We start from the raw sequence: 19,686 nt of genomic DNA, 5'->3' as shown, positions 1-19,686 counted from the left end.
TCCATGGCACAATTCTTCATTCACCGCCCGGTCTTTGCCTGGGTGCTCGCCCTCGTCACCATGCTGGCGGGGCTCTTTGCCTTCACCCAACTGCCGGTGTCGCAATACCCCGACATCGCCCCAACCACCGTGCGGGTTTCGGCCAGCTACTCCGGCGCCACCGCCTCGGCGGTTGAAAACTCGGTCACATCGGTGATCGAAGATGCCATGACCGGGCTGGACGGGGTGCTCTACATGGAGAGCACCTCGCGCGAGGGCTCTTCCTCGATCAGCCTTGTCTTCGACGAGAGCGTGGACCCGGTGGATGCGCAGAACAATGTGCAATCCAAGGTCAGCCAGGTTGAGGGCCAGTTGCCCGATACGGTGCAAAGCTCTGGCGTGAGCGTGACACGGTCGACCTCGTCGATCCTGATGGTGGGCGCCATCGTTTCGGAAAACGGCTCCTACTCCACCGTCGAGCTGGGCGATCTGCTCGATACCCGGGTCTCCGGCCCGGTGCAGCGGACGGAGGGCGTGGGCTCGATCAACATCTTCGGCTCGGGCTACGCGCTGCGGGTCTGGCTCGACCCGCTCAGCTTGGCCGAATACCAGCTGACCCCTTCGGATGTGACCACCGCGATCTCGAACCAGAACACCACGGTGTCGGTCGGCTCGCTGGGGGCCGTGCCGGTGGTCGAGGGGCAGCAGTTTACCGCCACGATTACGGCGCAGAGCCAGCTCACCTCGGTCGAGGAGTTCGAGAACATCCTGCTGAAGTCGGAAGAAGGCGGCGGTCAGGTGCGGCTGGGCGACGTGGCGCGCATCGAGATCGGGCAAGAGAGCTACGGCGGTGATGCGCGGTTCAACGGCGAGAACGCCTCTGGCTTCGGGGTAAACCTCGCCACCGGCGCCAACGCGGTGGATACCGCCGAGGCCGTGCGGGAGACACTTGCGGAGTTGGAGGCCTCGCTGCCCGAGGGCGTGCATTTTGAAACCGCCTACGACACCTCGCCCTTTGTCGAGCTTTCGATCGAGAAGGTTTACCACACGCTGGCCGAGGCGATCGGTCTGGTCTTCATCGTGATCCTGCTGTTCCTGCAGAACTGGCGGGCCACGGTGATCCCCATTCTGGCGGTGCCGGTGGTGCTGGCGGGCACCTTCGCGGTGCTGGCCGCGCTGGGCTTTTCGATCAACACGCTGACCATGTTTGCCATGGTGCTGGCCATCGGACTTTTGGTCGATGACGCTATCGTGGTGGTCGAAAACGTCGAGCGGGTGATGGACGAAGACGGGCTGGAGCCGATGCCCGCGACCGAGAAGAGCATGGGCCAGATCACCGGCGCACTCATCGGTATTGCGTTGGTGCTCTCTGCCGTGTTCCTACCGATGGCCTTTTTCGGCGGCTCGACGGGGGTGATCTACCGCCAGTTCTCGGTGACGATCATTTCGGCGATGGTGCTATCGGCCCTCGTGGCGCTGATCCTGACACCGGCGCTCACCGCCTCGCTGCTGCGGCGCGGCCATGGCACCAGCTTCGCCCCGGCGCAGTGGTTCAACCGTGGCTTCGACCGGATGACCAATGGCTATGCGGGCGTGGTGAAGCGGCTGGCAAAGGCGCCGCTGGTGGCGGTGCTGATCCTCGCGGGCATTATCGCGGCGGCGGGGGCCACCTACTCGCGGCTGCCATCGTCCTTCCTGCCGCAAGAGGATCAGGGAGTGATGATGGTCATGGTCAACCTCTCCGAGGGCACCACCACGGCGCAGACGGCGCAGGTGGTGGATGAGATCGAGACCTACCTGCTGACCGAAGAGGCCGAGGCGGTGGACAGCACCTTTGCCTCGCTCGGCTTCGGTTTTGGCGGCTCGGGGCAGAACGTGGCGATGCTCTTCGTGAAGCTGAAGGACTTCGAGGAGCGGAAGGGCGACGACCTTTCTGCCGCCTCGGTGATCGGGCGGGCCACGGCCAAGTTCGGCAACAACCGCGCGGGCCGGGTGATCTTTGTGCAGCCGCCGGCGATTCAGGGGCTGGGAAACACCTCGGGCTTCTCGATGTATCTGGTGGACTATGGCGCCAGCGGCACCGAGGCGCTGATGGCCGCCGCCGAAGAGCTGGAAGCCGTGGCCGGGCAGGATGCGCGCCTGTCCAACGTACGGGCCTCGGGCACCGACAGCGAAGCGGTGCTGCGGCTGGTGATCGACCAGCAGAAGGCAGAGAGCTTCGGCGTGTCGGTGAGTGGGGTGAACAGCATCCTCTCGACCATCTTCAGCGGTCGCTCGGTGAACGACTTCGACAAGGACGGCTCGCTGCGCCCGGTGATCGTGCAGGCCGATGCGCAATACCGGATGCAGCCGGAGAACGTGGAAGACTGGTTTGCCGTCAACGCCTCGGGCGAGATGGTGAGCTTTGCCAGCTTCATCACCACCGAGTGGGTCTCGACCACGCCCTCGCTGGCGCGGATCGATGGCACCTCGGCGATCTCGATCTCGGGGCAGCCCGGCAGCGGGGTCTCGTCCGGCGAGGCGATGGATGCGATTGCTGAACTGGCCGAGGGGCTGGAGGGCGGATACGGCGTGGCCTGGACCGGGCTCAGCTATCAGGAGCAGCAATCGGGCAGCCAGGCGCCGTGGCTCTACGCGCTCTCGGCGCTCGTCGTGTTCCTCTCGCTGGCGGCGCTCTACGAGAGCTGGTCGATTCCCTTTGCCGTGATGCTGGCGGTGCCGGTCGGCCTGGCGGGCGCGCTCGCCTTTGCGCTGATCTTCGGGCAGACGAACGATGTGTATTTCAAGGTCGGCATTCTGACGACCATCGGGCTGGCGGCGAAGAACGCGATCCTGATCGTCGAATTCGCCCGCGATCTGGAGGTGGCAGGGCGCACGGCGGTGCAGGCTGCGATCGAGGCGGCGAAGATGCGGTTGCGCCCAATCCTGATGACTTCGCTGGCCTTCATGCTTGGCGTTCTGCCTCTGGCGATTGCCACCGGGGCCGGGGCCAAGGCGCAGAACGCCATCGGCATCGGAGTGCTGGGCGGGATGACGGCGGCGACTTTCATCGGAATTTTCGTTGTTCCGGCCTTCTACGTGCTGGTCCGCAAGCTCTCTGGTGGCAGGCCCGCGGGGTAGGTTTCGAGGGCTGGACATTTCCGACTTTTATAGTCAGGATTTAGCCCGAATGACGCTTTGGGGGGCTTTGCCGGGCGGTGCCGCGTGGTGCCGATGGTGTGGCTTTTAGGTCAACCCCATGCGCCTGCACGGAAACTCAGGGCAGCCGCCGCGCGTGATGCGCTGCGCGCCCGATAAGGAATAAGCCGATGATCCTTGGCGGACAGGCCATGCGCCGAACCCTTCTAGCCCTGGCCTTGGCCGCTCTTTCAACCGGAGCCGGGATCGGGACGCTACACGCGCAGGACACGGCGCCGGATGTTACCCAAGATGCGCCCGCCGCACCTGCGGCCCCCGAGGCCGCCGATTCGGCACCTGCGGTGAGCGGAGGGGCCGACACGGCGCCGAGTGCCGCGAGCGAAACCCCGCCGGCTATTGGTGGCTCCGATGCCGGAGCGAGTGGTGCTGAGGCGGGCGAAGCCGCCGAGCAGACAGAAGCTGCGGCGCCTGCCGAGGAGGCCACTCCGGCCGCGGCCGAGCCTGCCGAACCCGCAGAGCCGCAGTTGAGCGCTTTGGAGCGCATGACCGACTTTCTTATTCAAGGCGGGCCGGCGATCTGGGCGATTTCGGCGCTTTCGGTGCTGACGCTCGCGCTGATCCTCTGGAAGATCTGGCGCTTCTCTGCCGCCGGGGCGTGGTCTCGCAAGCATTCCTTCCGGGCGGTTGGGATGTGGACGGACGGGCAGCGGGATGACGCGCTCTCCAGCCTTGCGCGGCGGCGCGGGGTGCGCAGCCGGATGACCCGCGCAGCGATGCTGGCGCGGCGCGAGCTGGATGAGGAAAGCGCCCGCGAAGAAGTTTCACGCGTGGCCAAGCGCGAGCTGTCGCGCCTCTCGGGCGGCTTGCGGGCGCTGGAGTTGATTGCCACCATCGCCCCGCTGCTCGGCCTTCTGGGCACGGTGCTCGGCATGATCGACGCCTTCCAGACCTTGCAGGAATCCGGCAACCGGGCCGACCCGGCGATGCTGGCGGGCGGCATCTGGGAGGCGCTGCTGACCACGGCGGCGGGCATGGCGGTGGCGATCCCAGCCTCCATCGCGCTCACATGGTTCGAGTCGATCCGCGACGGCGTGCGCGAGGACATGGAAGACATCGCCGCCCGGCTCTTTGTGGCCGATGCCCCGCCCCAAACCCAACTGGCGCGCGCAGCGGAGTAACGGCGTGACCCTCTTCGACGCGCCCCGAAAGCCCAGACGGCCCAGCCTGACCCCGCTGATCGATGTGGTCTTTCTGCTGCTGGTCTTCTTCATGCTGGCCTCGCGCTTTGGCACCGATGTCATGCTGCCGATGCCCTTGGCGGGCAGCGGCGGGGGCACGGCCTACAGCGGCCCGCCCCGGCTGGTGGACATCACCCCGGAGGCGCTTCGGCTGAACGGGGTGGAGACTGGCGAGGCGGTGCTGGCCGAGGCGCTGGCCGGGCTGGTGGAGCAGAGGGGCGACACGATCATCCTGCGCGGGCGTGACGGCGCCGATCTGCAACGGGTGATCTCGGTGGCCGAGGCGCTGCGCGCGGCGGGCTACACCGGGTTGGTGCTGGTCGAATGATGGATTTCTCGGATCAACCCCGCCGCACCTCGGGCGAATCCGTGGTGCCGATGATCAACGTGGTCTTCCTGCTGCTGATCTTCTTCCTGATGACCTCCAGCCTGACCCCGCCCGAGCCGATCGAGGTGGAGCCGCCGGTGGCGCAGGGCGAGGAGGCGGAGACCGGGGTGGCGACGCTCTACATAGGCGCAGACGGGGCTCTGGCGTTTGAAGACCTGCGCGGGGAGGCCGCGGTGGATGCCTTTGTGGCCGCAGGCGCGGACAAGGCGCAGGTGCGAGCGGATGGCAAGGTTGAGGCCGCCGCGGTGGCCCGAGTGATGGCACAGCTTTCGGCGGCGGGGCTGACCCGTGTCGAGCTGGTGGCGGTGCCGCAATGAGGGCGGATTTTCCGGTTTTCGTCGGCGTTGCCGTGCTGTTGCACATCGCCATTGCCTTTGCGTTGCCAAAGCCGGAGGGCGGCGCGATGACCGGCGGCGAGGGCGGCGAGGATGCCGCCTCGATCACCGCGGCCAGCGCGACCACGGCGGCAATGGTGGAAGAGTGGGAGCGCCCGCCGGAGCTTGAGGAGCCTGTTTCGCAAGCCCAGCCTGAGCCGGTCGAGCCGGAGACGACCCCGCCCGAGATGGCTGCGTTGTCCGAAACCTTGCCGCCTACGGAGGCGCCGCAGCAGGTGCAGCCCGACGCGGCGGAGGCGGCGCCGCAGATGGATACGGAGCCGGTGTTGCAGGAAAGCCCGGTCTCGCCTTCTGTCGAGGTACCGCCCGCAGCTATGGCTCCGGCGCAACTGCCCGCCACTCCGGACCTGCCGCAGGTGGCCGCGTTGCCCGAAACGATGCGCCCGACATTGCCCGAACAGCCGCGTGCCACGCCGCCTGCGCCCGCAGAGGTGCCTGACATCGACACAGCCAATGCCGAGCCGCAGCAACCCAAGACTGCGCCCGATCGCAGCATCCGGCCCCGGAAGATGCCGCAGCGGCCCGAGCCGCCGGTGGCCGAAGCGCCCAAACCAGAGCCGAAGCGCACGGCCCAGCCAGCGCGGAAGCAGGCCACCCAGCAGGCGAGACCGGCGCAGGAGACGGCTCCCGCGCGTGCAGGGGCAAAGTCAGCCGGGTCGGGCGGCTCGTCTCAGGCGGGAATTGCGAAGAATGCGGGGGCGCGGCAGCTATCGGCCAGCCAGAAGCAGAATCTGATGGCGCAATGGGGCGCGCAGATCCGGTCGCGGATCGAACGGCGCAAGCGCTCGCCGGGTGGCCGGGGGCGGGTGGTGATGCGGATCAGCGTTGCCGCCTCGGGGCAGGTGACCGGCGTGGGTATTGTGCGCTCGTCCGGCAATGCCCGGCTCGACAGGGCGGCTCTTCAAGCGGTGCGGAGCGCGGGGCGGATGCCGCGCGCGCCGAAGCAGCTTGGCGGCGGGACCCAGTCGTTCAATCTTCCGATGGATTTCAACTGAGCCCCTGCCGGGTTGGTCGTTTTGGTGGTCAGGCGGCCCGTACCAGTGGCGGGGCAACGCCTTCGACCAGGGCACCGTGGAGCGCGGCAATCGCCGGGTCCAGTGCCTCGCGGTCGAGGATGAATTGCACATCCACATTGCGCGGGCCCTGGCTGGCGCCGATGGCCTCCAGCCCGGCTTCCGCGATGGATTGCAGCCCGCGGGTGAGCACCGAAAGCCCCGAAAGGTCACGCCCGATCACCGAGGCCATCGAGATGGCGCGGGTGCTGATCTCTGCGGACGGATAGAGCTTGGCGAGGTCGTTCTCGACCCGGCGCAGCACCTTCATCGAACTGTCCACGTAGTGGGTGATCGTGTTGGCGTTGGAGACCTTGGAGACAATGCGCACGCCGTGACGGGTGAGCACCTCGAGGATGGCCGCGTCATAGCCCTTCACGCCGACCATATCCTGCTCGAAGACCTCCAGTGCGAAGAGATCGAGACCGGTCACGATTTCCACCGCAGCCGTCTCGGCGGGGCGGTCATCGATCAGCGTGCCGGGATCTTCGGGCTCGAAGGCATTGGTCACCCGCAGCGGCACCTCGGCCTGACGCAGTGTCTTTGCCGCCTTGGGGTGGATCGCCTCCATTCCGAGGTTCGAGAGCTGGTCGGCCACGTCGTAGTTGGTGCGGCCCAGCTTGCGCGCCGCGCCTTCGCCCACCAGCTTGGGGTCGGCAGAGGAGAGGTGGAACTCCTTGTGGATGATCGCCTCGCGGGCGCCGGTGAGGGCGGCCAGCTGCGAGAAGGTCACCTCGGAGTAGCCCCGGTCGAACTCGTTCATCAGCCCTTCGCGGCATTGCGCGTAGCCGGTGACGATGGGCATCTCGCGGCTCATGTCGACGCCCTTGAGCGCGCTGGTGATCCGGTCGCTCAGGTCGAGGCCGCCTTCATCCCGCCAACCTGAAAGGTCGATGAAGCGGGCGTTCACCCCGGCGCGTTGGAGCAGAAGGGTGGTGACATAGGCCGAATGTGCCTCGCCCAGCCCGGCCAGTAGCTCGCGGGTGTGCGCGAGGTTTTCCGACAGGCGGAAGTGGCCGTGGCGGCAGAGACGGCGCAGGTTGAGCAGGCTGGTGCGGGCACCTTGGATGCGGTCATCGACGAAGGCATCGGCCTTCACCCGGTCCTCGCCCTCGTCCAGCACGCGGGCGTTGGCCGCGCGCATCGCGTTGGCCACCGCCGTCAGCCGGGCCTCCCAGCCCTCGCCCTCGGCATCGTCGCCACGGGCATAGGCGGCATAGACACCGGGCGCGCCGGTTTTCTTGTGTTCGAGCAGCAGGTTGGTGATGCCGCCGAAGGCCGAGACCACGAAGACCCGGCCGTAGAGCGCCTCCGCGCCACGCCCACCGAGGATTAGCGTGTCGCGCAGGTCATGAATGCGGTCCATCGAGGTACCGCCGATTTTTTCAACCGTATGGGTCATTTCAGGCCTCCTCGGCCTCCTCCGCAGGGGCATAGGAGCCGTCCTCGCGGTGAACTTCTGTGCCGGTCACGGGCGGGTTGAAGCAGCAAGCCATCACCAGCTCTTCATCGGCCTTCAGCGTGTGCCGGTCGTGCTTGTCGAGCGCATACATGACGCCGGGCTTGATGTGATGGGTCTCGCCGGTGGCCAGATCGGTGATCGAGCCGGTGCCCTGCATGCAATAGACGCTCTCGAAGTGGTTCTTGTACTCGAAGGTGTGCTCCGAGCCCGCTTCGAGGAAGGTGATGTGGAACGAAAAGCCCATCCCGTCCTGCGCCAGCAGCATCCGCACCGAGCTCCATTGCGCGTCGGATACCACGCGGTCGCGCTCGTCTTTGACGATCTCGTTGAAATCTCTGACAATCATCGGGTTACTCCGCTGCAATCTTGGCTTGGCCGTCCAGCACGCCACGGGCGGCGGACAGCAGGATGTCGAAGCCTTTCGAGAAGGTCTCGACAGGCGTTGTGAGGGGGGCGAGCACCTTGACCACCTGATCCTCGTTGCCCGAGGTCTCGATCACGAGGCCCAGCTCGTAAGCGCGGGCGCAGATGGCACCGGCCAGTTCGCCGGAGCCCACATCGACGCCTTGCATCAGGCCACGGCCCTTGAGGGTCGCGCCGGGCACCATGGCGGCGAGGTCTGCCAGACGGTCATGAATCAGCTGCTGCTTCTCGGCCAGCTCCTTGGTGAAGGCTTCACCGGCCCAGAACTTCTCGATCGCCACGCGGGCGGTCACGAAGGCATGGGTGTTGCCGCGGAAGGTGCCGTTGTGCTCGGCGGGGCCGAACACGTCATGCTCGGGGCGCACCAGCACGGCGGCGAAGGGCAGACCGAAGCCCGAGAGGCTCTTGGCCATGGTCACGATGTCCGGCGTCACGCCCATCTCCTCGAAGGAGAAGAAGGTGCCGCAACGGCCGCAGCCGGCCTGAATATCGTCGATGATCAGCAGGGCGCCATGCTTGCGGGCAATCGCCTCGATGTGGCGGACCCACTCGGGGCTGGCGGCATTGAGGCCACCCTCGCCCTGCACGGTCTCAAGGATGATCGCGGCGGGCGCATCGACGCCGCCGGAGGCATCGGAGAGCATCTGCTCGAGTTGTGCGGCGGTGTCCACGCCCTCGCCGAAGTAGCCGTCGAACGGCATGCGGGTCACGCCCGCGAGGTCCATCGCGGCGCCGCCACGGTGGTAGCCGTTGCCGGTGGCTGCCAGCGCGCCGTTGGTCACGCCGTGGAAGCCGTTGGTGAAGGCGATGATGTTGGTGCGGCCGGTGACCTTGCGGGCGATCTTCATCGCCGCTTCAACCGCATTCGCACCGGTCGGGCCGGTGAACATGATGCGGTGATCCATGTCGCGCGGTGCGAGGATGTGGCGCTCGAAGGCCTCGATGAAGCCAGCCTTGGCATCGGTGTGCAGGTCGAGCCCGTGGGCGATGCCATCGGCGGTGATGTGCTCCACCAGCGCGGCCTTCATTTCGGGGTCGTTGTGGCCGTAGTTCAGAGAGGAACAGCCGGCGAGAAAGTCGATCCAGCTGTTGCCGTCGGCGTCGATCAGTTCGGAGCCGCGGCCCTTGGCGAACATCGCGGGCATACCACGGCAGTAGGAACGGGCCGCGCTTTCGCGGCGGGTGAAAATGTCATCGGTCAAGGTCATGTCCTTGGGCATGAGGAATCCTTTCAGGATTGAATCCGGTCTGTGAGGGAGAGGTCGATCAGGCTGCGCGCGCCAGCGCACCGGGGGAGGGCAGGCTGATCGTCACCATATGTTCGGTGTCGTGATGACCGTCGAAATGCGCGTCACGTTCGAAGTGCGGCTCGTCGGTCAGTTCGCCGCCGATGGACCGGGCAAAGCTGCGGAACAGCGCCCAAGAGGCGGCATTGTCTTTGGTGATGGTGGTCTTGAGGTGGTCGGCCTCGTCGCAGGCGTCGCGTTCCAGCAACTCGGCCAGCATCTTCTTGCCGAGGCCCAGCCCGCGGGCCTTGGGGCTCACCGCCACCTGCCAGACGAAGAGTTCGTCTTTCGCCGGGACCATGTGGCCGGAAATCCAGCCCACGATATCGCCCTCCAGTTCGGCCACCACGCATGTATCGCGGAAGTGGTCGGCCTGGATCAGGTTGGCATACATCGAGTTCTCGTCGAGAGGCTTGCAGCTTTTGACAAGCGCCCAGATATCGGCCCCGTCCGTCGCATCGGGTTTGCGCAGGCGGGGCGTCCGAGTTCGGGGTTCGGCGAGATCTCTTGGCATCGGCAGGTGTCCTCATTTGTTTCGTATGGCTAAGTAAGCGGCTTTGAATTGTAATTCAACAAGCGAAGGAAAGTTTCACAAAATCTTCGCGAAACCAGAGAAAAATCCAGATTTATGTGTGAAATATACGCCTATCCAGGGCTCTCTTCGTTTAGCTTGTTGAAGCATCCTGCGCGTAACGCTTTGGGGATTGAAGAGTTTTTTGCTGCCGTGGCACACTTCAGCCATGACAGCCTCGCCCGCAGACCGTGTTGATGACAGCCTGATCGCCCTGCGGCGCATCATCCGGGCGATCTGGCTTTATGATCGGGATCTGGCGCAGGCTGCCGGGGTGACACCGGCGCAGCTCAGGGTTCTTCAGATTCTGCGGGGCAGGCCCGAGGGCAGCGCCACGCCCAAGGCGCTGGCCGACCAGATGGGCGTGGTGCAGGCCACCGTCACCGCGCTGGTCGACAAGTTGCAGGCGACCGGCCATGTCAGCCGCGAGCGCTCGCAGACCGACCGGCGGCAGACCAACGTGGTGATCACCGAGAGCGGGCGGGAGACTGTGCGCGAGGCACCGGACGCGCTTCAGCAGCGGTTCGTGCGATCCTTCGACGAGATGGCCGACTGGGAGCAGGCGCAGCTTGTGGCCTCGCTGGAGCGGGTGGCAGCGATGCTGGACGCCGAAGAGATCGACGCCTCGCCGGTGCTCACCGCCGGGGCCATCGACAGCCCGCAGAAGGCGCGCTGAACCGCCTAGCCGCGGCCCGCCACGCTGGCCTGATAACCTTCCAGTTCCTTGATCAGCGCCATCCCTTCGGGCCGCTCCATCCGCGCGCAGAACTCCTGCCAGACCGCGCCATAGGGCATGTCTTTCAGCTCTTCGGTCAGCATGAAGCGGGTGGAGAAATCGAGCGCGGTTTCGGCCTGCTTCAGCCGGTCCAGTGGCAGCAGCAGTGCCCGGAGCAGGGCCTTTTGCATGTTGCGCGTGCCTATCACCCAAGCCGCCGTGCGACTGATGGTGGCATCGAAGAAATCCAACCCGATATGGGTGCGGCCCAACAGATCGGCGCTGACAAGCTCGTTGGCCATGGCCTGGATATCATCGTTCAACAGGATCACGTGGTCGCTGTCCCAGCGCATCGGGCGCGAGACGTGCAGCAGGATATCGCCCAGCGAGAGAGCGCAGGCCGAGAGCTTGTCGGCGATGTTCTCGGTGGGGTGGAAGTGGCCCATGTCGAGGCAAAGGAGCGTTCGCTTGCGGATCGCGTAGCCGAGGTAGAACTCATGGCTGCCGACGGTGCAGGCCTCGACCCCGATGCCGAAGAGCTTGCTCTCGACCGCGTCCAGCATGTGGGTGGCGTTCAGCGGCTCGGAGAACATGTCATCCAGTGAAGCTTCGAGCCGGGCGCGGGCGGCCATACGGTCGATCGGGGTGTCCTTGTAGCCGTCCGGCACCCAGACGTTGTTGATTGCAGGCGAGCCGAGGGCCTTGCCCATCTCGGCGGCGATCTCGCGACTGCGGCAGCCGTGCTCGACCCAGAAATCGCGGATGCCCTTGTCGGGGTGCGAGAGGGTGAGGTTATCATCTGCCTTTTCGTGGGCAAAGAAGGTGGGGTTGAAATCCAGCCCGATGCCGGCCTCGCGGGCCCAGTCGACCCAAGGGGCGAAGTGGCGAAACTCGATCTGGTCGCGGCCCGGAGTTTCGTCGGTGTCCATGTAGATTGCGTGCAGGTTCAGCCGGTGGCTGCCGGGGATCATGGAATAGGCAAAGTCGAGGTCGGCGCGCAGCTCGGCAGGGGTGCGCGCGCGGCCGGGGTGGTTGCCGGTGGCCTGAATGCCGCCGCCCGAGGTGCCGGACTTGGGCTCGAAGCCGACCACGTCATCACCCTGCCAGCAGTGCATCGAGATCGGGATTGTGGCGAGGCGGCTCAGGGCGGCTTCGGTATCGACGCCCCAATTGGCGAATTGGGCCTTGGCGCTTTCGTAACTCATGCTTCCCTCCTCCTCAGCGCGTGAAGGCCTGAACGTTGCCGGCATCCACGTTGAGGATGTTCCCGGTCGATTTGGCCGAGGTTTCGGCGGCGAAGAAATAGGCGGCTTCGGCAATGTCCTCGGGCAGGACGGAGCGTTTGAGCATGGAGCGGTTGCGATACATCTCCTCCAGCCCCTCCTTGTCGGTGCCATAGGTCGAGGCGCGCTGGTCTAGCCATTCGCCCTCCCAGATCTTGGAGCCGCGCAGCACCGCATCGGGGTTGACCACGTTCACCCGGATGCCCGCCTCGGCGCCTTCGAGCGCAAGGCAGCGGGCGAGGTGGATTTCGGCGGCCTTGGCGGTGCAATAGGCAGAAGCGTTGGGCGAGGCGGCGAGGCCGTTCTTGGAGGCGACGAAGACGATGGCGCCGCCCATCTTTTGCACCCGCATCAGCCGGAAGGCCTCCCGGCTGACGAGGAAGTAGCCGGTGCTGAGGATGTCCATGTTCTTGTTCCACAGCGCCAGCGAGGTCTCCTCGACGGGCGCGGAGGAGGCGATGCCGGCGTTTGATACCAGAATGTCGATGCCGCCGAACTCCACCGCCGCCTCGGCGTAGGCGCGGGCCACGGCGGCCTCGTCGGTGACGTTCATAATGACCGAGCGGACCACGTCGCGCCCGTGGCGCTGGGCGAGTTGCTCCTGTGTGGCCTTCAGCCCGTCTTCGGCGATGTCGGCCAGCACCACGCAGGCGCCCTCGGCGAGGTAACGCGCGGCGGTGGCCGCCCCGATGCCGCCCGCGCCGCCGGTGATCAGCGCGACACGGCCCGCGAGGGATTTGGGCTTGGGCATCCGTTGCAGCTTGGCCTCTTCGAGCAGCCAGTATTCGATATCGAAGGCCTCCTGCTCGGGCAGGCCGGTGTATTCGCTGACCGCTGAGGCGCCGCGCATCACGTTGATTGCGTTGACGTAGAACTCGCCGGAAATGCGGGCGGTGGCCTTGTCCTTGGCGAAGGTGATCATGCCGACGCCGGGAACGAGGTAGACCACGGCGTTGGGGTCGCGCAGGGCCGGGGAGTTGGCGTGTTTGCAGCGCTCGTAATAGGCGGCGTAATCGTCGCGGTAGGCGGCGACCTGAGCGGGCAGACCCTCAAGCACCTCGTCGACGTTGCCCTTGGCGGGGTCGAACTCCACCACCAGCGGGCGGATCTTGGTGCGCAGGAAGTGATCGGGGCAGGAGGTGCCGAGGGCGGCCAGCGGGCGCATGTTCTGGGCGTTGACGAATTCGAGCACGGCGGGCTCGTCGTTGAAATGGCCGACCATGTGCTGGTTGCCGGAAACGAAGCCGCGGATCGCGGGCATAAGCCGGGCGGCAACGGCGCGGCGCTCGGCTTCGCCGAGGCTCTCGTGCAGGGGGCCGCCGAAGGCCGGCACATCGGCCGTGCGCTGGGCCAACCAAGCGGTGGCCTCGTTGATGACCCCGATGGTTTTGTCATAGCAGGTGCGGGCGGTATCGCCCCAAGTGAAGAGGCCGTGGCTTTCAAGCACAACGCCATCGGCCTTGGGGTTTTTGAGGCAGAACTTCTCCAGCCAGAGACCCAATTCGTAGCCCGGGCGCTTCCACGGGAGCCAGCCGATCCTGTCGCCGAAAATCTCTTGGGTCAGCGCCTCGGAGTTTTTGGAGGCGGCGATGGCGATGATCGCGTCGGCGTGGACATGGTCGACATGTTTGCGCGGCACATAGGCGTGCAGCGGTGTGTCGATGGAGGCGGCGCGGGCGTTGAGGTTGAAGGTGCAATGGGGGAGGTAGCCGACCATCTCGTCTTCATGCTCGGGGCCGCGGTAGAGGGCTTTGAGGGCCTCCAGCTTCTCCATGTAGAGCGTGGCGAAGCCGTCGAGCTTCATCGAGCCGATGTCTCCGCCCGAGCCCTTGACCCAGAGCACCTCGACCTCCTTGCCGGTGAGCGGATCGACCTCCATCACCTTGGCGGAAGTGTTGCCGCCCCCATAGTTGGTGACGCGCTTGTCGGAGCCGAGGATATTGGAGCGGTAGAGCAGCAGCTCCGACTCGCTCATGCCGGCGGCATCGGCCTCGTTCCAGCGGTTCTCAAGAAGCTGATTTTCCGAAGTTTTTCCGGCGGTCTTCAACATGGCATCCTCCCGATGGGCGCCCGCAGCCAGCGCCTGTTCCTCGCCGGGAACCTGACGGCGCTGCGGCGGAATGTCAATCTCAAACGATCAAAACCAATCATGCTGCGGCGCAGAATGACTGTTTGTGATCGGTAATGATTGACAATCCCGCCGAATCCGGCAAATCTCGCCGCTCAACGGGAGGTGCCAATGCACGAGAAGGAACGCCACAGGATCATCCTTTCCGCCGTTCAGGACCGGCCGGTCGTGACGGTGGTGGACCTGTGCAACCTGACCGAAGCCTCCGAAGCCACGATTCGCCGTGACATTGCCGCGCTCGATGCGCAAAAGAAGCTGCGCCGGGTGCGGGGCGGGGCGGAGGCGATCACGCCGCCGCAGTTCGTCGGGCTGGCCGGGCGGCCCTTTGCCGTCAGCGAAACCATGCACAGCCACGAGAAGCAGGCGATTGCCCGCGCGGCGGTGGAGCTGTGCGACGACGGCGACTCGATCATCATCAATGGCGGCACCACGACCTTTCAGATGGTGCACCCGCTGGCTTCGCGCCGGTGCCAGGTGTTCACCAACTCCTTCCCGATCGCCGAGCACCTGCTGAAGCATTCCAAGAACACGGTGATGCTCTCGGGTGGCGTGATTTACCGCGAGCAGAACATCATCCTGTCGCCCTTCGACAATGATGTGACGCGCAATTTCTATGCCCGCCGGATGTTCATGGGGGCGCAGGGCCTCGGGCCGCTGGGGCTGATGGAGGCCGACCCGCTGCTGATTCAGGCCGAGCAGAAGCTGATCGGGCAGGCCGACGAGCTGGTGGTGCTGGTCGACAGTTCAAAGTTCGCCAACCGGTCCAGCCTTGTGCTGTGCCCGCTGACCCGGATCGACACGGTGATCACCGACGAGGGGATCCCCGACAAGGCCGCCGCCATGCTCGAGGCGGCAGAGGTGACGCTGATCGTCGCGCAGAGTGGCGCGGCCCAGCAGGAAGAGGCGGGCTGACCCGCCGGAACATGCATCGTGATCTCAGGGAGGAAACCATGATCCGTCGCAACTTTACCAAACTTCTCGCAGGCGCCAGCCTCGCTGTCAGCCTCATGGGCACCAGCGCGATGGCGCAGGACAACATGCGCATCGCGCTGGTGGTCAAGGCGCTCGGGATCGGCTTTTTCGAGGCCGCCGCCAAGGGGGCCGAAGAGGCTGCTGGCGAGCTGGGCAACGTGGAGATCATCTACACCGGCCCGACCGACACCACCGCCGAGGGCCAGATCGAGGTGATCAACGCGCTGATTGCGCAGGGTGTCGATGCCATCGCGATCTCCGCCAACGACCCCGACGCGCTGGTGCCTGCGCTGAAAAAGGCGCAGCAGCGTGGCATCACCGTGATTTCGTGGGATAGCGGCGTGGCCGAAGAGGGCCGCTCTATGCACCTCAACCCCTCGTCCAACCCGCTCATTGGCAATATGATCATTAAGCTGGCTGCCGATCACCTGCCGGACGGCGGGCAGGTGGCCGTGCTCTCGGCCTCTGCCACGGCGACGAACCAGAACATCTGGATCGAAGAGATGAACAAGGTGCTGCCGGACTATCCGGGCATCGAGGTGGTGGGCACCGTCTATGGCGATGACCTTGCCGACAAGTCCTACCGCGAGGCGCAGGGCCTCATGCAGTCTTACCCCGATCTCGACGCGATCATCGCGCCGACCTCCGTGGGGATCGTGGCCGCCGCGCAGGCAGTGCAGGACGCCGGCAAGGCGGGCGAGATCAACGTGACCGGTCTTGGCCTGCCCTCCGAGATGGCCGGGGCCATCGAGAGCGGTGCCTCCAAGTCCTTCGCGATCTGGAACCCGATCGATCTTGGCTACTCGGCCACGATGATCGCCCATGCCCTCGCCTCAGGCGCGGCCACCGCCGAGCCGGGCGCGTCCATCCCGATGGGCCGCATGGGCGAGGTGACGCTGGATGAGACGACCTCGGGCGCGATGGCCGACCCGTTCGTTTATGACAGCTCGAACATCGACGAGTTCAAGTCGATCTTCTGATCGGTAATGCCCCGGCGCGGCTTGGCCTGCGCCGGGGCACAGTTTCCGGCCAGCGGGGCAAGTCCCTGCGCGCCGGACCATTCGCGCAATCGCAAACGGTTAACACGGGCTCCTGCGCGGGCCCCGATGGAGCGGGCATGCTGATGCAATCCCAGGCCGATCAAGCCCAAGCCGATGAGGCAGCTGCCAACGGCAGCCCCGTGCTGGCGCTGGAGGGCATCACCAAGGCCTTTCCGGGCGTGAAAGCGCTCGATGGCGTGTCGCTCCGGCTCTACCCGGGCGAGGTAACGGCGCTGGTGGGCGAGAACGGGGCGGGCAAATCGACCGTGGTGAAGACTCTCACGGGCATCTACCAGCCGGACGGTGGGGCCATTCTGGTGGATGGCGCGCCGGTGCAGTTTCCGACCGCGCAGGATGCGGCCCGCGCCGGGGTGACGGCGATCCATCAGGAGACCGTGCTGTTTGACGAGCTTTCGGTCGCAGAGAACATTTTTTTGGGCCACGCCCCGCGCGGGCGGTTCGGCCTGATCGACTGGCGCAGCATGCAGGCGCGGGCGGGCGAGATCCTGCGCGGTATCGGCGCCGAGATTGACTCGGCCACCCGGCTGCGCGACCTCGGCATCGCCAACAAGCACCTTGTTGCCATCGCCCGCGCGCTCTCTGTCGATGCCCGCGTCGTGATCATGGACGAGCCGACCGCCGCGCTCTCTCACAAGGAGATCGAGGAGCTTTATGAGCTGGTCGAGAAGCTGAAGGCACAGGGCAAGGCCATTTTGTTCATCAGCCACAAGTTCGACGAGATCTTCCGCATCGCGGACCGTTACACCGTGTTCCGCGACGGGCAGTTCATCGGTGACGGGCTGATCTCGGAGATCGACGAGGCGGCGCTGGTCAAGATGATGGTCGGCCGCGATGTGAGCCAGGTCTTCCCCGACCGGCAAAGCGCGCCGGGCGAAGAGGTGCTGCAGGTCGTGGGCTACAGCCATCCGACCGAGTTTGACGAGATCGGCTTTTCACTCAAGCGCGGCGAGATCCTTGGCTTTTACGGGCTGGTTGGTGCCGGGCGCTCGGAGTTCATGCAGGCGCTCTTCGGCATCACCCGGCCCTCCAAGGGGGTGACGAAGATCGAGGGAGAGCTGGCCGTTGTGCGCTCACCCGCCGAGGCGATTGCGCAGGGCATCGTCTATGTGCCGGAGGACCGCGGCAAGCAGGGCGCGATCACCGCCATGCCGATCTTTCAGAACGTCACGCTGCCTTCGCTGGGCCGCACCTCGCGCCGGGGCTTTCTGAAGCTGGCCGAGGAGTTCCGGCTGGCGCGCGAATACACCGAGCGGCTCGACTTGCGGGCCGCTTCGCTGGATACCCCGGTGGGCAGCCTCTCGGGCGGCAACCAGCAGAAGGTGGTGATCGCCAAATGGCTCGCGACCAAGCCGCGGGTGATCATCCTAGACGAGCCGACCAAGGGCATCGACATTGGCTCCAAGGCGGCGGTGCATGAGTTTATGGCCGAACTGGCCGCACAGGGGCTGGCGGTGATCATGGTCAGCTCCGAGATCCCCGAGATCCTAGGGATGTCGGACAGGGTGATCGTGATGCGCGAAGGCCGGATTGCCGCCGAGTTGGAGGGCGACGACCTGACCCCTGAAACCCTTGTCCGCCATGCGGCGGGCATTTGAGAGCGAGGTGGGCGCCATGTTGCAACGCCTGATTTCATCGCGCGAGGCGCTCCTGCTGGGGGCCATCGCGGTGCTGCTGGCGCTGATCGCCACGCGCTTTCCGGGCTTCATCGCGCCGGGCAACCTTGCACATGTGTTCAACGACACTTCGCCGCTGATCCTGCTGGCCATCGGCCAGATGATCGTAATCCTGACCAAGTGCATCGACCTGTCGGTGGCCGCCAATCTTGCGCTGACCGGCATGGTGGTGGCGATGATCAACGTCAGCTTCCCCGGCGTGCCGGTGGCGGTGATCCTCGCCGTGGCGCTGGCGCTGGGCACGCTGATGGGCATGGTCAACGGCCTGTTGGTCTGGAAGCTGCAAATCCCGCCCATCGTGGTGACGCTGGGCACGATGACGATTTTCCGGGGCATCATCTTTTTGATCTCGGACGGCAAATGGGTGAACAGCCACGAGATGAGCGAAGGGTTCAAGGCCTTCCCCCGGGCGGAGCTTCTGGGCCTGCCGATGCTCAGCTGGGTGGCGCTGATGGCTGTCGCGGTCTTTGCCGTGGTGATGACCCGCACGCGCCTTGGCCGCGCCTTCTACGCGGTGGGCGGCAACCCCCATGCGGCGGTCTATACCGGGCTGGACGTGGGCCGCACCCAGTTCTGGGCCTTCACCATCTCGGGCGCTCTCGCCGGGTTCACCGGCTACCTCTGGGTCTCGCGCTACGCGGTGGCCTATGTCGATATCGCCGGGGGCTTCGAGCTCGATGTGGTGGCCGCCTGCGTCATCGGCGGCATCTCCATCGCGGGCGGTGTGGGCACGGTGGGCGGGGCGCTGCTAGGCGCGCTCTTTCTCGGCGTCATCAAGAACGCGCTGCCGGTGGTCGATATCTCGCCGTTCTGGCAGCTTGCCATCTCCGGCGCGGCGATCATCATCGCTGTTGCGGTCAATGCCCGTGCGGCACGGGTGAAGGGGCGGATCATCCTCAAATCGGCGGAGCAGGCGGCATGAGCGAGACGACGACACGGCATATCCCCGACCGCTTGCGCTCGCCGCTGGAGGCGCGGCTGAAAAGCTGGGAGAGCCTGCTGCTGCTGGTGGCGGTGGCGATCTTCATCGCCAACAGCTTTGCCTCCCCATACTTCCTGAACGCGTGGAACCTCTCGGACGCGACCTTCAACTTCACCGAGAAGGCCATGATCGCCTTTGCCATGGCACTGCTCATCATCTCGGGCGAGATAGACCTGAGCGTGGCTGCGATCATCGCGCTGGCCTCCACGGCGATGGGGGCGGCGGTGCAGTTTGGCGTCGGCACGCCGGGGCTGGTGCTGATCGGGCTGGCGACCGGGCTGGCCTGCGGCGCGTTCAATGCGGTGCTCGTCACCCGGCTCGGGTTGCCCTCGATCGTGGTGACGATCGGCACCATGAGCCTGTTCCGGGGGATCAGCTATATCGTGCTGGGCGATCAGGTCTACAAGGGCTACCCGGCCGACTTTGCCTTCTTCGGGCAGGGCTACGTGTTCTGGGTGATTTCCTTCGAGCTGGTGCTCTTTGCCCTGCTCGCGGTGATTTATGGCGTTGTGCTGCACAAGACCAACTTTGGCCGGGCCGTCTATGCCATTGGCAACAACCCCACCGGTGCGCTGTTCTCTGGCATCCGGGTGGCGCGGGTGAAGTTCATCCTCTTCCTGCTCACCGGGCTGATGGCCGGGGTCGCGGCGGTGTGCCTGACCTCGCGGCTCGGCTCCACCCGGCCTTCCATCGCCTTCGGCTGGGAGTTGGAGGTGGTGACGATGGTGGTGCTGGGCGGGGTGAACATCCTCGGCGGATCGGGCAGCATCCCCGGTGTGGTGATCGCCGCCTTCGTCATGGGGCTGGTCACTTTCGGGCTGGGGCTGCTGAACGTGCCGGGCATCGTGATGTCGATCATGATCGGCCTGCTGCTGATCGGGGTGATCGCGCTGCCCCGTCTGTGGGAAAAGTGGCGCCGCCGCGCCGCGCGGGCCTAAGG

General features: G+C 65.8%; 17 protein-coding genes. 11 read left to right on the top strand and 6 right to left on the bottom strand.

From position 1 onward, the window contains the following. The first annotated feature begins 3 nt into the window (after window positions 1–3). The 5 genes from KUV38_RS12470 to KUV38_RS12450 all read left to right on the top strand — a co-directional run bounded on the left by KUV38_RS12470 (window position 4) and on the right by KUV38_RS12450 (window position 6,133). Window positions 4–3,099 carry an efflux RND transporter permease subunit gene (locus KUV38_RS12470; protein WP_222470357.1) on the top strand — a complete coding sequence of 1,032 codons (3,096 nt, stop codon included), beginning with the start codon at window positions 4–6 and terminating at the stop codon, window positions 3,097–3,099. 188 nt (window positions 3,100–3,287) lie between these two features. Beyond that, a complete protein-coding gene (locus tag KUV38_RS20925) occupies window positions 3,288–4,295 on the top strand; it encodes a MotA/TolQ/ExbB proton channel family protein (protein WP_261385215.1) in 1,008 nt (335 codons plus the stop codon). Window positions 4,296–4,299: 4 nt separating this feature from the next. Then, entirely contained in the window at window positions 4,300–4,683 is a 384-nt protein-coding gene (locus KUV38_RS12460; RefSeq protein ID WP_315898465.1) for a biopolymer transporter ExbD, read from the top strand. Then, entirely contained in the window at window positions 4,680–5,060 is a 381-nt protein-coding gene (locus KUV38_RS12455) for a biopolymer transporter ExbD (RefSeq protein WP_315898622.1), read from the top strand. The genes KUV38_RS12460 and KUV38_RS12455 overlap by 4 nt, the downstream gene beginning before the upstream one ends. After that, entirely contained in the window at window positions 5,057–6,133 is a 1,077-nt protein-coding gene (locus KUV38_RS12450; RefSeq protein WP_222470355.1) for an energy transducer TonB, read from the top strand. The genes KUV38_RS12455 and KUV38_RS12450 overlap by 4 nt, the downstream gene beginning before the upstream one ends. 28 nt (window positions 6,134–6,161) lie before the next feature. Here the strand turns inward: KUV38_RS12450 and KUV38_RS12445 are convergent, their stop codons facing one another. Genes KUV38_RS12445 through ectA form a run of 4 tightly spaced genes read right to left on the bottom strand, consistent with a single transcriptional unit; the run spans window position 6,162 to window position 9,875 of the window. Then, window positions 6,162–7,592 (bottom strand): aspartate kinase, encoded by a 1,431-nt coding sequence (locus tag KUV38_RS12445; RefSeq protein WP_222470354.1) that lies wholly within the window; start codon window positions 7,590–7,592, stop codon window positions 6,162–6,164. Between the two features lies 1 nt (window position 7,593). Continuing rightward, window positions 7,594–7,998, bottom strand: coding sequence for an ectoine synthase (locus KUV38_RS12440; protein ID WP_222470353.1), 405 nt, complete (start codon window positions 7,996–7,998; stop codon window positions 7,594–7,596). A 4-nt stretch (window positions 7,999–8,002) separates the two neighbouring features. Further along, complete coding sequence (gene ectB / locus KUV38_RS12435) at window positions 8,003–9,295, bottom strand: diaminobutyrate--2-oxoglutarate transaminase (RefSeq protein ID WP_222470352.1); 1,293 nt, start codon at window positions 9,293–9,295, stop codon at window positions 8,003–8,005. 46 nt (window positions 9,296–9,341) lie between these two features. Beyond that, window positions 9,342–9,875, bottom strand: a complete 534-nt coding sequence (gene ectA / locus KUV38_RS12430) for a diaminobutyrate acetyltransferase (RefSeq protein WP_222470351.1) — start codon at window positions 9,873–9,875, stop codon at window positions 9,342–9,344. A gap of 226 nt (window positions 9,876–10,101) precedes the next feature. Here ectA and KUV38_RS12425 point away from each other — a divergent pair, with 226 nt between their 5' ends. Beyond that, window positions 10,102–10,608, top strand: coding sequence for a MarR family winged helix-turn-helix transcriptional regulator (locus KUV38_RS12425; RefSeq protein WP_222470350.1), 507 nt, complete (start codon window positions 10,102–10,104; stop codon window positions 10,606–10,608). A gap of 5 nt (window positions 10,609–10,613) precedes the next feature. Here the strand turns inward: KUV38_RS12425 and KUV38_RS12420 are convergent, their stop codons facing one another. Then, window positions 10,614–11,852 (bottom strand): L-rhamnose isomerase, encoded by a 1,239-nt coding sequence (locus KUV38_RS12420; protein WP_222470349.1) that lies wholly within the window; start codon window positions 11,850–11,852, stop codon window positions 10,614–10,616. A 13-nt stretch (window positions 11,853–11,865) separates the two neighbouring features. Further along, window positions 11,866–13,980 (bottom strand): bifunctional rhamnulose-1-phosphate aldolase/short-chain dehydrogenase, encoded by a 2,115-nt coding sequence (locus KUV38_RS12415; protein WP_222470348.1) that lies wholly within the window; start codon window positions 13,978–13,980, stop codon window positions 11,866–11,868. 189 nt (window positions 13,981–14,169) lie between these two features. Here KUV38_RS12415 and KUV38_RS12410 point away from each other — a divergent pair, with 189 nt between their 5' ends. From KUV38_RS12410 to KUV38_RS12390, 5 genes are all read left to right on the top strand, one after another. Continuing rightward, window positions 14,170–14,970 (top strand): DeoR/GlpR family DNA-binding transcription regulator, encoded by an 801-nt coding sequence (locus tag KUV38_RS12410; protein ID WP_222470347.1) that lies wholly within the window; start codon window positions 14,170–14,172, stop codon window positions 14,968–14,970. A gap of 38 nt (window positions 14,971–15,008) precedes the next feature. After that, the gene (rhaS, locus tag KUV38_RS12405) at window positions 15,009–16,010 is read left to right on the top strand and encodes a rhamnose ABC transporter substrate-binding protein (protein WP_222470346.1); all 1,002 of its coding nucleotides are present in this window, start codon (window positions 15,009–15,011) and stop codon (window positions 16,008–16,010) included. A gap of 137 nt (window positions 16,011–16,147) precedes the next feature. Next, window positions 16,148–17,686, top strand: a complete 1,539-nt coding sequence (locus tag KUV38_RS12400; protein WP_222470345.1) for a sugar ABC transporter ATP-binding protein — start codon at window positions 16,148–16,150, stop codon at window positions 17,684–17,686. Between the two features lie 16 nt (window positions 17,687–17,702). Then, window positions 17,703–18,686, top strand: coding sequence for an ABC transporter permease (locus tag KUV38_RS12395; protein WP_222470344.1), 984 nt, complete (start codon window positions 17,703–17,705; stop codon window positions 18,684–18,686). Further along, entirely contained in the window at window positions 18,683–19,684 is a 1,002-nt protein-coding gene (locus tag KUV38_RS12390) for an ABC transporter permease (protein ID WP_222470343.1), read from the top strand. The genes KUV38_RS12395 and KUV38_RS12390 overlap by 4 nt, the downstream gene beginning before the upstream one ends. Window positions 19,685–19,686: the final 2 nt, after the last annotated feature.

This window comes from Vannielia litorea (assembly GCF_019801175.1).
Classification (GTDB): Bacteria; Pseudomonadota; Alphaproteobacteria; order Rhodobacterales; family Rhodobacteraceae; genus Vannielia; species Vannielia litorea_B.
Note: the sequence above shows the minus strand (reverse complement) of the source record. Positions and strands in the feature narration are given on the sequence as shown.